The following is a 14659-nucleotide window of genomic DNA, read 5'->3' on the forward strand; positions in this document are numbered from 1 at the left end:
AGCTTGACGCTCGCAGCTGCTGTTAAGCCACTAGCCATTGCTTTGACGAGCGCAGTAATTGCTCGGTGAGCAGGTTGAGCAATTGCCCGCCATTGCGCCAATGATGCCAGTACAACGGCACGTCGATCGGTTTATCTGGCAACAACTCGCGCAATACGCCGCTGCGCAACTGTTCGCGCACCTGTAACTCCGGCACCAGCCCCCAGCCGATTCCGGCCTCGGCCAAGCGAATGAAACCTTCCGAAGACGGACACAAATGGTGTTCGAAACCGCCATCGACGCCCAGCGATGCGAGATAGCGATGCTGCAGAAAATCGTCCGGGCCGAACACCAGTGCCGGCGTACGTGGCAGTTGTTCGGCGCGCACACCCTGAGGAAAATGCCGTTCGATGAACGCCGGGCTGGCCAACGCGCGATAACGCATCGCCCCGAGCAAAACACTGCGCGCGCCGGCCACCGGTCGCTCGCTGGCGCAAAGGCACGCCGCCACTTCGCCGGCGCGCATGCGTTTGAGGCCGACCGTCTGGTCTTCAACGATCAGGTCGAGCAGCAACTGCTGTTCAGCGCAGAAATCGCCCACCGCTTGACCCCACCAGGTGGCGAGACTGTCGGCGTTCAGCGCGATGCGCAGACGATCCGGCAGCCCCTCTTCGTCCAGCGCCGGGACGACGCTCTGCAAGTCGCGCTCCAGCAAACGCACCTGCTGCACATGGTTGAGCAGGCGTCGGCCGATCTCTGTCGGCGCCGGCGGTGTGCCACGAATCAGCACCGGCTGACCGACGCGCGCTTCGAGCAGTTTGATCCGCTGCGAAATCGCCGATTGCGACAAACCCAGCACCTGCGCGGCCCGTTCGAAGCCGGCCTGTTCCACCACCGCGGCCAAGGCAGACAGCAATTTATAGTCGAACATCAGTTTTCCTAATGAGCGATCAGCAATATTGGTTTTTCTTATACAACGCCCCACCGGAGAATAGCCAGCAAGCACTTTATGACGCGGAGTAAACGTTATGTGGCAAAGCTATGTGAACGGCCTGCTGGTGGCCCTCGGCCTGATCATGGCGATCGGTACGCAGAACGCCTTCGTATTGGCGCAGAGCCTGCGCCGTGAACATCATTTGCCGGTCGCCGCGCTGTGCGTGGCCTGCGATGCGCTGTTGGTGGCGGCCGGAGTGTTCGGCCTGGCGACGATTCTGGCGCAGAACCCGACGCTGTTGGCGATCGCCCGGTGGGGCGGCGCGACGTTTCTGATCTGGTATGGCAGCCAGGCGTTGCGCCGGGCCTGCTCCAAGCAAAGCCTGGATCAAGGCGCAAACCAGACCGTGCGTTCGTTGCGCGCCGTGATGCTCAGTGCGCTGGCGGTGACCCTGCTCAATCCGCATGTTTATCTGGATACGGTTCTGTTGATCGGCTCACTCGGCGCCCAGCAATCGGTGCCGGGGGCTTATGTGGTGGGTGCGGCGAGCGCTTCGCTGCTGTGGTTTTTCACCCTGGCGCTTGGCGCGGCGTGGCTGGCACCGTGGCTGGCTCGGCCGAGTACCTGGCGGATTCTCGATCTGGTGGTAGCGCTGATGATGTTCACCGTGGCCGGGCAACTCATCCTGGCTTCCTGAATATTCGAAAACGCTCTGGAACCTCTATCCCACACAGTTGTTGCGTGGTTATGCCGCAACCCCGGTGCTATGATCCAGACCCTGCGCCGCAAAGAGTAAAAACTCGCCGGTGCATTTCTGGCCGCCCGTGATCGGCCTTGCGCTCACCGCAACAGACCTGATTAGGAGAATCATCATGGCTTTCGAATTGCCGCCGCTGCCTTACCCACACGATGCCCTGCAGCCGCACATTTCCAAGGAAACCCTGGAATACCACCACGACAAGCACCACAACACCTATGTCGTGAACCTGAACAACCTGGTGCCAGGCACCGAGTTCGAAGGCAAGACCCTGGAAGAAATCGTCAAGACTTCCTCGGGCGGTATCTTCAACAACGCCGCTCAGGTCTGGAACCACACTTTCTACTGGAACTGCCTGGCACCTAACGCTGGCGGTCAACCAACCGGCGCGCTGGCTGAAGCCATCAACGCAGCCTTCGGTTCGTTCGACAAGTTCAAGGAAGAGTTCAGCAAAACCTCGATCGGCACCTTCGGTTCCGGCTGGGGCTGGCTGGTGAAAAAGGCTGACGGTTCCCTGGCCCTGGCCAGCACCATCGGCGCCGGCAACCCGATCACCAGCGGCGACACCCCGCTGCTGACCTGCGACGTTTGGGAACACGCTTACTACATCGACTACCGCAACCTGCGTCCGAAGTACGTTGAAGCGTTCTGGAACCTGGTCAACTGGAAGTTCGTGGCCGAGCAGTTCGAAGGCAAAACCTTCACCGCTTAAGCTGCACGCCAGACAAGAAACCCGGCTATTGCCGGGTTTTTTTATGCCCGCCCATAGCGCTTTTCTCACACTCAAAGCAGCTTTGCGCCGTTGGTCGGCAGCGCACGGGCGGCTACCCTTGCACAGCGCAAAAAATATCGCGCGCAGGCTCAAGTTGAGGGCTGCCGCTACCGACACAGTTAATTCAGAGCTAATACTCCAAATGGCAGCATTCTGGTCAAGGCACGGGTGAATCTTCCTGAGCCCGATTGTCCCTTTGACTGCCACCCCGGTATTGCCAATACTCATGGCAACTTGACGCTACCCGCACGGAACAAGGAATACCCCTTTGAAGCTGGAACTCAAGAACAGCTTGTCGGTGAAGTTGCTCCGGGTCGTGCTCCTGTCGGCATTGATCGTCGGTGTGGTCTTGAGCTGTGCGCAAATCGTCTTCGATGCCTACAAGACTCGTCAGGCGGTGGCCGGCGACGCCGAGCGCATCCTCGACATGTTCCGCGACCCGTCGACTCAGGCTGTCTACAGCCTGGACCGGGAAATGGGCATGCAGGTGATCGAAGGCCTGTTCCAGGACGATGCGGTGCGCCAAGCGTCGATCGGCCATCCCAATGAAGCCATGCTCGCGCAGAAATCCCGCGAGTTGCAGCACTCCAACAGCCGCTGGCTGACCGACCTGATCCTCGGCCAGGAACGTACTTTCACCACCCAACTGGTCGGACGCGGGCCTTACAGCGAGTATTACGGTGACCTGAGCATTACCCTCGACACCGCCACCTACGGCGAAGGTTTCATCGTCAGCTCGGTGATCATCTTCATTTCCGGAGTCCTGCGGGCGCTGGCCATGGGCCTGGTGCTGTACCTGGTCTATCACTGGCTGCTGACCAAGCCGCTGTCGCGAATCATCGAGCACCTCACCGAGATCAACCCGGATCGCCCCAGCGAACATAAAATCCCGCTGCTCAAAGGTCACGAGAAAAACGAGCTGGGCATCTGGATCAACACCGCCAACCAGTTGCTGGAATCAATCGAACGCAACACCCACCTGCGTCACGAAGCGGAAAACAGCCTGCTGCGCATGGCTCAGTACGATTTCCTTACCGGCCTGCCGAATCGCCAGCAATTGCAGCAGCAGCTCGACAAGATTCTGGTCGACGCCGGCAAGCTGCAACGCCGGGTCGCGGTGTTGTGCGTGGGGCTGGATGACTTCAAAGGCATCAACGAGCAGTTCAGCTACCAGACCGGCGACCAGTTGCTGCTGGCCCTGGCCGACCGCTTGCGCGCCCACAGCGGTCGCCTCGGCGCCCTCGCCCGCCTTGGCGGTGACCAGTTCGCGCTGGTCCAGGCCGATATCGAACAGCCCTACGAAGCGGCGGAGCTGGCGCAAAGCATCCTCGACGATCTGGAGGCGCCGTTCGCCCTTGATCACCAGGAGATCCGCCTGCGCGCGACCATCGGCATCACCCTGTTCCCGGAGGATGGCGACAGCACCGAGAAGCTGTTGCAGAAAGCCGAGCAGACCATGACCCTGGCCAAGACTCGCTCGCGCAACCGCTACCAGTTCTACATCGCCAGCGTCGACAGCGAGATGCGTCGCCGTCGCGAGCTGGAAAAAGACCTGCGCGATGCGCTGATCCGCGATCAGTTCTACCTCGTCTATCAGCCGCAGATCAGCTATCGCGATCATCGCGTGGTTGGTGTTGAAGCATTGATTCGCTGGCAACATCCCGAACACGGTCTGGTGCCGCCGGACCTGTTCATTCCGCTGGCCGAGCAGAACGGTACGATCATCGCCATTGGCGAGTGGGTGCTGGATCAGGCCTGCAAGCAGCTGCGCGACTGGCACGATCAGGGTTTTGCCGATCTGCGCATGGCGGTCAATCTGTCGACAGTGCAGTTGCACCACGCCGAGCTGCCGCGGGTGGTGAACAACCTGCTGCAGATGTACCGCTTGCCGCCGCGCAGCCTGGAGCTGGAAGTCACCGAAACCGGCCTGATGGAAGACATCAGCACCGCCGCCCAGCATCTACTTAGCCTGCGCCGCTCCGGAGCGTTGATCGCCATTGACGACTTCGGCACCGGTTATTCATCGCTGAGTTATCTGAAAAGCCTGCCGCTGGACAAGATCAAGATCGACAAGAGCTTCGTCCAGGACCTGCTTGATGACGACGACGATGCGACCATCGTTCGCGCGATCATCCAGTTGGGCAAGAGTCTCGGCATGCAGGTGATCGCCGAGGGAGTGGAAACCGCCGAGCAGGAGACCTACATCATCTCCGAAGGCTGCCACGAAGGTCAGGGTTATCACTACAGCAAACCGCTGCCGGCCCGCGAGTTGAGCGCTTACCTCAAGCAGGCGCAACGCAGCAACGCCGCCATTCTGTGAAATGCCGTGAACGCGGCGCCTCTCGCCGATCAGGATCGTGCGCTTGATCCAGCGCACCCATGTTGTAAATAAGAAATATTTCCAGCCACAACCCTTTACACATAATGCGAAAGATTTGCATTATGTCGCAGTTTTGCGCGCCTCCGGCGCCAGTCCACTCAACTACCGAAGCAGGATGTTCGCCATGATTCGTATGCCTCTGGCTACCGCCAGTCTGCTGGCCATCGCTATTTCCCTCGCCGGTTGCGGCGAAGGCAAGGACAAAGAAAAAGCCTCCGAAATGACGCCGGCTTCCAGCAGCGCTGCTCCAGCCCCTGCCGCTACGCCTGCGCCTGCTGCCGGTAAAGTCGACGATGCTGCCGCCAAGGCTGTGGTCGCGCACTACGCCGACATGGTCTTCGCCGTCTACAGCGATGCCGAATCCACCGCGAAAACCTTGCAGAGCGCAGTCGACGCGTTCCTCGCCAAGCCGAACGCCGACACCCTGAAAGCCGCCAAGGCTGCCTGGGTCGCCGCACGCGTTCCGTACCTGCAAAGTGAAGTGTTCCGCTTCGGCAACACCATCATCGACGATTGGGAAGGTCAGGTTAACGCCTGGCCGCTGGACGAAGGTCTGATCGACTACGTCGACAAATCCTACGAGCACGCCTTGGGTAACCCGGGCGCCACCGCCAACATCATCGCCAATACCGAAGTTCAGGTTGGCGAAGACAAGGTCGACGTCAAGGACATCACCGCCGAGAAACTCGCCAGCCTCAACGAGCTGGGCGGTTCCGAGGCCAACGTCGCCACCGGCTACCACGCCATCGAATTCCTGCTGTGGGGCCAGGACCTCAACGGCACCGGCCCGGGTGCTGGCAACCGTCCGGCCTCCGATTATCTGGAAGGCGCCGGCGCCACTGGCGGTCACAACGACCGTCGCCGTGCCTACCTGAAAGCCGTCACCGAGCTGCTAGTCAACGATCTGGAAGAAATGGTCGGCAACTGGAAGCCAAACGTGGCCGACAACTACCGCGCCACACTGGAAGCCGAGCCGGGTGAATCGGGTCTGCGCAAAATGTTGTTCGGTATGGGCAGCCTGTCCCTCGGCGAACTGGCCGGCGAGCGCATGAAAGTTTCCCTGGAAGCCAACTCCCCGGAAGACGAGCAGGATTGCTTCAGCGACAACACCCACTACTCGCATTTCTACGATGCCAAAGGCGTGCGTAACGTTTACCTGGGCGAGTACACCCGCGTTGACGGCACCAAGCTGACCGGCGCCAGCCTGTCGTCGCTGGTGGCCAAGGCTGATCCGGCTGCCGACACCGCACTGAAAGCCGATCTGGCCGCAACCGAAGCGAAGATCCAGGTCATGGTCGACCACGCCAACAAGGGTGAGCACTACGACCAGTTGATCGCCGCTGGCAATACCGCAGGCAACCAGATCGTTCGTGACGCCATTGCCGCGCTGGTCAAGCAGACCGGTTCGATCGAAGCGGCTGCCGGCAAACTGGGCATCAGCGACCTGAACCCGGACAACGCCGATCACGAGTTCTGATCAACGCGTGTGCTTCAAAAAAAGGCGACCTTCGGGGTCGCCTTTTTCATGCCTGCTTCACACAAAACCTGCTCTCGATATCAAGTGCACCACAACCTGTGGGAGCGAGCCTGCTCGCGAAGGCATCATCCGGCGCAACATTTTCAGCGCGTCGGGCGCAGCTTTCGCGAGCAGGCTCGCTCCCACAGGGTTTTGCATCGGCTTTCCGGCTTGTGCTGTATCAAGCAAACGATAATTCCTCTTATTCAAACTCCCCGGCCCTGTTAGACTTTGCGCCTTTGTTTTCGCCCGTCTGCAGGATGTCTGATGCCCTCGCTGCCTCTTCGCTTGTCCGCACTGTTGCTGGCCCTGGGCCTGAGTGCCTGCGATGACGCCCCGCGTTTCACCCAGGCCGAGCCCGGTGAGGCGCGTTCGGGTGGCGCGGCGACGGTGCGCAAGAGCGATCAGAACGCGTTTTCCCTGCCGTCGGCCAACCTGCCGCCGTCGCGCCGGGTGGATTTCAGCGTCGGCAACAGCTTCTTTCGCAGCCCGTGGGTGATTGCACCGTCGACCACCACCGCGCGCGACGGCCTCGGCCCGTTGTTCAATACCAACGCCTGCCAGAACTGCCACATCAAGGACGGTCGCGGCCATCCACCGGCGCCGGACGCAACCAATGCCGTGTCGATGCTGGTCAGGCTGTCGATTGCCGATGCGCCGCAATACGCCAAAGTCATCGAACAGCTTGGCGTGGTGCCGGAACCGGTCTACGGAGGCCAGTTTCAGGACATGGCCGTGCCCGGCGTCGCGCCGGAAGGCAAGGTGCGCGTCGACTACACACCGGTGCCGGTGCGGTTCGCGGATGGCACTGAGGTCGAGCTGCGCAAACCAATCCTGCAGATTACCCAACTGGGCTACGGTCCGATGCACCCGGACACACGGTTTTCTGCGCGGGTGGCGCCGCCGATGATTGGCCTGGGTCTGCTGGAAGCGATCCCCGAAGAGGCGATTCTCGCCAACGCCGCCGCACAAGCCAAAGACAACCAGGGCATCAACGGCCGGCCGAACCGGGTCTGGGACGATGAACTGCAGAAAACCGTCATCGGCCGTTTCGGCTGGAAAGCCGGGCAACCGAACCTCAATCAACAGAATGTTCACGCGTTTTCCGGTGACATGGGCCTGACCACCAGCCTGCGTCCCTTCGATGACTGCACCGAGGCGCAAACCACCTGCAAGCAGGCACCTAACGGCAACGGCCCGGATGGCGAACCGGAAGTCAGCGACAACATTCTGCGCCTGGTGCTGTTCTATAGCCGCAACCTCGCGGTGCCGGCGCGACGCGGCGTCAACGACGCCGAGGTGCTGGCGGGCAAGAATCTGTTTTTCCAGGCCGGTTGCCAGTCGTGCCATACGTCCAAATACACCACCGCCGCCAACGCCGCCGAACCGGAACTGGCCAGTCAGGTGATTCGGCCGTACAGCGATCTGCTGCTGCACGACATGGGCGATGGTCTGGCGGACAATCGCAGCGAATTCCAGGCCTCCGGCCGCGACTGGCGCACTCCGCCGTTGTGGGGCATCGGCCTGACGCAAGCGGTCAGCGGCCACACCCAGTTTTTGCATGACGGTCGCGCGCGCAATCTGCTTGAAGCCGTGCTCTGGCACGGCGGCGAAGCGCAAGCCGCGCAGCAACAGGTTTTGTCTTTCAATGCCGAGCAGCGTGCTGCGTTGCTAGCATTTTTGAACTCACTTTAAATACTGAAAAAAGAATCGGGAGCCCGACATGTTCCGTCCCAAGCTACTGTTCACCAGCCTCGCCGCGCTCGCCCTCGGCGCCTGCTCACCGCAGGACCCGCAAGCGGTCACGTCGGCAGCCATTGCCAAATCGGTGATCCTGCCGACCTATACCCGCTGGGTCGAAGCCGACAAGCAACTGGCGGTCAGCGCCCTCGCCTACTGCCAGGGCAAAGAAACCCTGGAAACCGCACGCGCCGATTTCCTTCATGCGCAAAAGGCCTGGGCCGAGCTGCAACCATTGCTGATCGGCCCGCTGGCCGAGGGCAACCGTTCGTGGCAGGTGCAGTTCTGGCCGGACAAGAAGAACCTCGTGGGCCGTCAGGTCGAGCAACTGGTCGTTGCCCAGCCGCAGATCGACGCCGCGGCACTGGCCAAATCGAGTGTGGTGGTTCAAGGCCTGTCGGCCTACGAATACATCCTCTTCGATGCCAAGCCTGATGTCGCCAATGCCGAGCAGAAAGCCAAATACTGCCCGCTCCTGATTGCTATCGGCGAACGCCAGAAGCAACTGGCCGAAGAGATTCTGCAAGGCTGGAACACCACCGACGGCATGCTCGCGCAGATGAGCAAATTCCCGAATCAGCGTTATGCCGACTCCCACGAAGCGATCGCCGATCTGCTGCGCGTGCAGGTCACCGCACTGGACACGCTGAAGAAAAAGCTCGGCACGCCGATGGGCCGCCAGAGCAAGGGCGTGCCACAGCCGTTCCAGGCTGATGCGTGGCGCAGCCAGTCATCGATGACCGCACTGCAAGCCAGCCTTGCAGCGGCCAAAACCGTCTGGGAAGGCGTCGACAACAAAGGCCTGCGCGGTCTGTTGCCAGCCGAGCAGAAGCCGTTGGCCGACAAGATCGACGCCGCCTACGCCGCCTCGCTGAAACTGTTCGACAGCACCCAGCGCTCGCTCGGCGAAATGCTTGAAGACGACGCCGGTCGCCAGCAACTGAACGACATCTACGACAGCCTCAACGTCGTCCATCGCCTGCACGAAGGCGAGCTGGCCAAGGCGCTGGGCATTCAACTGGGCTTCAACGCCAACGACGGTGACTGATGAGGGCAAGTGCCATGCTGCGACGCCAGGCTCTGACTTTAGGTAGTGTGCTGCTGGGAGCAGTGACGCTGGGCGGCTGGACGCTGTTCAAACGCAAGGATCAGAGCCCGCTGCTGTTGTCGGCGCGCGATGACACCGACGGCAGGCATTACGCCGTCGGTTATCGGCTCGACGGTACGCGGGTGTTCGCCACGCAGGTCGGCCAGCGCTGCCATGACATCATCAACCACCCGACGCAGCCGATCGCGCTGTTCGTGGCCCGGCGCCCGGGCACCGAAAGTTACCTGATCGACCTGCGCGACGGTAGCTTGCTGCAAACCGTGGCGTCACAGCCGAACCGGCATTTCTACGGGCATGCCGTGGTGCACAAGGATGGCGAGTATCTGTACGCCACCGAGAACGACACCACCGACCCGGGTCGTGGCTTGCTCGGTGTGTACAAGTTCGAAGGCGCGCGGCTGGTGCATAGCGGCGAGATTTCCACGCATGGCCTCGGCCCGCATCAGGTGTCATGGATGCCCGACGGTGAGACCCTGGTGGTGGCCAACGGCGGGATTCGCACCGAGGCGGAAAGCCGCGTCGAGATGAACCTCAACGCCATGGAGCCGAGCCTGGTGCTGATGCAGCGCGACGGTACTTTGCTGAGCAAGGAAACCCTCGCCCAGCAGATGAACAGCGTGCGTCACCTGGGCATCGCCAGTGACGGCACCATCGTCGCCGGTCAGCAGTTCATGGGCGCCTCCCATGAGCGCTCGGAGCTGTTGGCGATCAAGCGTCCGGGGCAGCCGTTCGTCGCATTCCCGGTGCCGGAACACCAGCTGCAAGCGATGGGGCATTACACCGCCAGCGTCGCGGTGCACAGCGAATTACGGCTGGTCGCGCTGACCGCGCCTCGGGGCAATCGTTTTTTCATCTGGGATCTGGACAGCGGCGAAGTGCGCCTCGACGCGCCGTTGCCCGATTGCGCCGGCGTCGGTGCGGTGCAGGACGGTTTTGTCGTGACCTCAGGTCAAGGCCGTTGCCGTTACTACGATTGCCGTCAGGCTGAGCTGCTGGCCAAACCGCTGGAATTGCCCGCAGGGCTCTGGGACAACCATCTGCATCTGATGGCATAAGCCGCGCGCGGTAGTGCCTGACAGCACCCCGAGGGCGAGCGTCATTTCATGGCGCTCGCCCTTTTCATCACCTGTAATAACTGCCAGTTGGAATACCCCTTGTACTCGGAGTAATGTGCCCGCCTGTCTCACCTGATTTATCCAAGGAACTGGAAATATGCTGCGTCGCCGCATGCTGATCATGTTGGGTGTTGTTTTGCTGATCGTCCTGGTGCTGGGCGGCTACAAAGCCTTTTCGATCTACACGATGATCCAGGGCTTCTCCAAGCCGAAACCGCCGATCAGCGTCGCCGTGGCCAGGGCCAGCGAACAGCCATGGCAGATGCGTCTGCCGACGGTCGGCACGCTCAAGGCGCTGCAAGGTGTCGAGCTGAGCCTGGAAGTCGCCGGCACGGTGACCGAACTCAAGTTCGAATCGGGGCAGAAGGTCAAGGCCGGGCAGCCGCTGCTGCAACTCGACAGCGCCGTCGAAACCGCGCTGCTGGAAACCGCCAAGGCCGATCTCGGCCTGGCACAACTGGATTTCGGCCGCGGCAGCCAACTGGTCGACAGCCGCGCCATCTCCAAAGGCGAGTACGACCGGCTCTCGGCCGTGCTGCAAAAGAACAAGGCCACGGTCAATCAACTCAACGCTTCGCTGGCGAAGAAACGCATTCTCGCGCCGTTCAGCGGCACCATCGGCATCCGTCAGGTCGACGTCGGTGACTACCTCGCCAGCGGCACAAAAATCGCAACATTGCAGAATCTGAGCAGCCTCTACGCCGACTTCTATCTGCCTGAGCAATCGGTGCCGAAACTGGCCATCGGTCAGCCGGTCCAGATCACCGTCGCTGCCTATCCGAAGCAGAACTTCGCCGGCAAGATCAGCGCGATCAACCCGATCGTCGAAAGCAGCACGCGCAACATTCTGGTCCGCGCGACCCTGGCCAATCCCGACGGCAAGTTGCTGCCGGGCATGTTCGCCAGCCTCGACGTGCTGCTGCCGGAGCCGCAGAAACATATCGTGGTGCCGGAAAGTGCGATCACTTACACCCTCTACGGCAACTCGGTGTACGTGGTCGGGCAGAAGAAAGCCGAGGACGGCAGCGTCGAAAAAGACGACCAAGGCCAACCAGTGCTGATCGCCGAACGCCGTTTCATCGAAACCGGTGAGCGCCGCGATGGCCTGGTGATGATCAACAAGGGCGTGCAGAGCGGCGAACAAGTGGTGACGGCCGGCCAGATCAAACTGGACAACGGTGCACACATCGCCATCAGCGACGACAAGACCCTCGGCGAGCAGAACAGTCCGCCTCGCGCCGACTGATCAAGGAATCCCCATGGCTTTTACCGACCCGTTCATCCGCCGCCCGGTGCTCGCCACCGTGGTCAGCCTGTTGATTGTGCTGCTCGGCTTCCAGGCCTGGAGCAAGCTGCCGCTGCGCCAGTACCCGCAAATGGAAAACGCGCTGATCACCGTGACCACCGCCTACCCCGGGGCCAACGCCGAAACCATTCAGGGCTACATTACCCAGCCGATGCAGCAAAGCCTGGCGAGTGCCGAGGGCATCGACTACATGACCTCGGTCAGTCGGCAGAACTTCTCGGTGATTTCCATCTATGCGCGGATCGGCGCCAACACCGACCGCCTGTTCACCGAGTTGCTGGCCAAGGCCAACGAGGTGAAAAACAAGCTGCCGCAGGACGCCGAAGACCCGGTGCTGAGCAAGGAATCCGCCGATGCCTCGGCGCTGATGTACATCAGCTTCTTCAGCAAGGACCTGAGCAACCCGCAGATCACCGACTACCTGTCACGGGTGATCCAGCCAAAACTGGCGACGCTGCCGGGCATGGCCGAAGCAGAGATTCTCGGCAACCAGGTGTTCGCCATGCGCCTGTGGCTCGACCCGGTGAAACTCGCCGGTTTCGGTCTCAGCGCCGCTGACGTGACCAACGCGGTGCGCCAGTACAACTTTCTCTCCGCCGCCGGCGAAGTGAAAGGCGAGTACACCGTGACCAGCATCAACGCCAACACCGAGCTGAAGTCCGCCGAAGCCTTTGCGGCGATTCCGCTCAAGGTCGACGGCGACAGCCGCGTATTGCTTAGCGATGTCGCACGGGTGGAGATGGGCGCGGAAAACTACGACTCGATCAGCTCGTTCGGCGGCACGCCATCGGTGTACATCGGCATCAAGGCCACACCGGGCGCCAACCCGCTGGACGTGATCAAGGAAGTACGCAAGCTGATGCCGGAACTCGAAGCCCAGCTGCCGCCGAACCTGAAAAGCGAAATCGCCTACGACGCCACGCTGTTCATTCAGGCCTCGATCGACGAAGTGGTGAAAACCCTGTTCGAAGCGGTGCTGATCGTCATCGTCGTGGTGTTCCTGTTCCTCGGTGCGCTGCGCTCGGTGGTGATCCCGGTGGTGACCATTCCGCTGTCGATGATCGGCGTGATGTTCTTCATGCAGATGATGGGTTATTCGATGAACCTGCTGACGCTGCTGGCGATGGTCCTCGCCATCGGCCTGGTGGTGGACGATGCGATTGTCGTGGTGGAAAACATCCATCGCCACATCGAGGAAGGCAAGACACCGTTCGATGCTGCACTGGAGGGCGCCCGCGAAATCGCCATGCCGGTGGTGTCGATGACCATCACCCTGGCGGCGGTGTATGCACCGATTGGCTTTCTCACCGGCCTGACCGGCGCGCTGTTCAAGGAGTTCGCCCTGACGCTGGCCGGTGCAGTGGTGATTTCCGGGGTCGTGGCTCTGACGCTGTCGCCGATGATGTGCGCGTTCCTGCTGCGACATGACCAGAACCCCAGCGGCCTCGCCCATCGTCTCGACCGGGTCTTCGACAGCCTCAAACGTCGCTATCAGAGCATGCTGCATGGCACGCTGAACACGCGGCCAGTGGTGCTGGTGTTTGCGGTGATCGTGCTGTGCCTGATTCCGGTATTCCTCAAGTTCACCAAGTCGGAACTGGCCCCGGATGAGGACCAGGGCATCATTTTCATGATGGCCAGCGCGCCGCAGCCGACCAACCTCGATTACCTGAGCACCTACACCGACGAATTCATCACGATCTTCAAGGAATTCCCCGAGTACTACTCTTCGTTCCAGATTAACGGCTACAACGGTGTGCAGGCGGGGATCGGCGGTTTCCTGCTAAAGCCGTGGAACGAGCGCAGCCGCACGCAGATGGAAATCCTGCCGGAAGTGCAAGGCAAACTCGAAAGCATTCCGGGTTTGCAGATCTTCGGTTTCAACCTGCCCTCCCTGCCCGGCACCGGCGAAGGGTTGCCGTTCGAATTCGTGGTCAACACCGCCAACGATTACGAGCTGCTGCTGCAAGTCGCCGACCGGATCAAGAAACGTGCGATGGAGTCGGGCAAGTTCGCCTTTGTCGATCTCGATCTGGCCTTCGACAAACCGGAAGTGGTGGTCGATATCGACCGCGCCAAGGCGGCGCAGATGGGCGTGTCGATGCAGGACCTCGGCGGCACGCTGGCAACGTTGCTAGGCGAGGCGGAAATCAACCGTTTCACCATCGAGGGCCGCAGCTACAAAGTGATCGCGCAGGTCGAACGGCCCTACCGCGACAACCCGGACTGGTTGAACAACTACTACGTGAAAAATACCCAGGGCGAACTGTTGCCACTGTCGACCCTGATCAAGGTCAGCGATCGCGCGCGGCCGCGCCAGCTCAACCAGTTCCAGCAACTCAATGCGGCGAAGATTTCCGGTTTCCCGCTGGTGAGCATGGGTGAAGCCATCGACACCGTGTTGCAGATTGCGCGCGAGGAAGCACCCGCCGGGTTTGCCTTTGACTATGGCGGCGCCTCCCGGCAATTCGTCCAGGAAGGCAGCGCCTTGTGGGTCACCTTTGCCCTGGCGCTGGCGATCATCTTTCTGGTGCTGGCGGCGCAATTCGAAAGCTTCCGCGATCCGTTGGTGATTCTGGTAACGGTGCCGCTGTCGATCTGCGGGGCGCTGATCCCGCTGTTCCTCGGCTGGTCAAGCATGAACATCTACACCCAGGTCGGGCTGGTGACGCTGATCGGCCTGATCAGCAAACACGGGATCCTGATCGTCGAGTTCGCCAACCAGCTGCGCAAGGACAAAGGCCTGACCGCCCGCGAAGCGGTCGAAGAAGCCGCGGCGATTCGCTTGCGCCCGGTATTGATGACCACGGCGGCGATGGTGTTCGGCATGGTGCCGCTGATTTTCGCAACGGGAGCGGGAGCAGTCAGCCGCTTCGATATCGGCATGGTGATTGCCACGGGCATGTCCATCGGCACACTGTTCACGTTGTTTGTGTTGCCGTGCGTTTATACCCTGCTGGCGAAACCCGATCCCAAGTAGTACACATCTCCCCTGTGGGAGCGAGCCTGCTCGCGAAGGTGTGTCAGTCGCCATCAATGCGACTGAGCCACC

The 14659-nt window shown here is 61.2% G+C and carries 10 protein-coding genes; 9 read left to right on the forward strand and 1 reads right to left on the reverse strand.

The window, feature by feature from the left end; genetic code table 11:
- Window positions 1-22: 22 nt before the first annotated feature.
- The gene (locus ACGSLL_RS13485) at window positions 23-910 is read right to left on the reverse strand and encodes a LysR family transcriptional regulator ArgP (RefSeq protein WP_394506533.1); all 888 of its coding nucleotides are present in this window, start codon (window positions 908-910) and stop codon (window positions 23-25) included.
- 97 nt (window positions 911-1007) lie between these two features.
- Between ACGSLL_RS13485 and ACGSLL_RS13490 the strand changes: the two genes are divergently transcribed.
- The 9 genes from ACGSLL_RS13490 (at window position 1008) to ACGSLL_RS13530 (ending at window position 14587) form a co-directional block, all read left to right on the forward strand.
- Window positions 1008-1610 carry a LysE/ArgO family amino acid transporter gene (locus ACGSLL_RS13490; RefSeq protein WP_394506535.1) on the forward strand — a complete coding sequence of 201 codons (603 nt, stop codon included), beginning with the start codon at window positions 1008-1010 and terminating at the stop codon, window positions 1608-1610.
- 175 nt (window positions 1611-1785) lie between these two features.
- Window positions 1786-2382: a superoxide dismutase gene (locus tag ACGSLL_RS13495; protein WP_394506537.1), complete on the forward strand. Its 597-nt coding sequence runs from the start codon at window positions 1786-1788 to the stop codon at window positions 2380-2382.
- Between the two features lie 328 nt (window positions 2383-2710).
- Window positions 2711-4762, forward strand: coding sequence for a putative bifunctional diguanylate cyclase/phosphodiesterase (locus ACGSLL_RS13500; RefSeq protein ID WP_394506539.1), 2052 nt, complete (start codon window positions 2711-2713; stop codon window positions 4760-4762).
- 184 nt (window positions 4763-4946) lie between these two features.
- Entirely contained in the window at window positions 4947-6299 is a 1353-nt protein-coding gene (locus ACGSLL_RS13505; protein WP_394506541.1) for an imelysin family protein, read from the forward strand.
- A 306-nt stretch (window positions 6300-6605) separates the two neighbouring features.
- Window positions 6606-8033: a di-heme oxidoreductase family protein gene (locus tag ACGSLL_RS13510; RefSeq protein ID WP_394506543.1), complete on the forward strand. Its 1428-nt coding sequence runs from the start codon at window positions 6606-6608 to the stop codon at window positions 8031-8033.
- Between the two features lie 28 nt (window positions 8034-8061).
- Window positions 8062-9126, forward strand: coding sequence for an imelysin family protein (locus tag ACGSLL_RS13515; RefSeq protein WP_394506545.1), 1065 nt, complete (start codon window positions 8062-8064; stop codon window positions 9124-9126).
- A 14-nt stretch (window positions 9127-9140) separates the two neighbouring features.
- On the forward strand, window positions 9141-10241 hold the full coding sequence (locus ACGSLL_RS13520) for a DUF1513 domain-containing protein (protein ID WP_394506547.1): 1101 nt from the start codon (window positions 9141-9143) through the stop codon (window positions 10239-10241).
- A 157-nt stretch (window positions 10242-10398) separates the two neighbouring features.
- Window positions 10399-11547, forward strand: a complete 1149-nt coding sequence (locus tag ACGSLL_RS13525) for an efflux RND transporter periplasmic adaptor subunit (protein WP_394506549.1) — start codon at window positions 10399-10401, stop codon at window positions 11545-11547.
- 13 nt (window positions 11548-11560) lie between these two features.
- The gene (locus ACGSLL_RS13530) at window positions 11561-14587 is read left to right on the forward strand and encodes a multidrug efflux RND transporter permease subunit (RefSeq protein ID WP_394506551.1); all 3027 of its coding nucleotides are present in this window, start codon (window positions 11561-11563) and stop codon (window positions 14585-14587) included.
- Window positions 14588-14659: the final 72 nt, after the last annotated feature.

This window comes from Pseudomonas retamae (assembly GCF_043496865.1).
Lineage (GTDB): Bacteria > Pseudomonadota > Gammaproteobacteria > Pseudomonadales > Pseudomonadaceae > Aquipseudomonas > Aquipseudomonas retamae.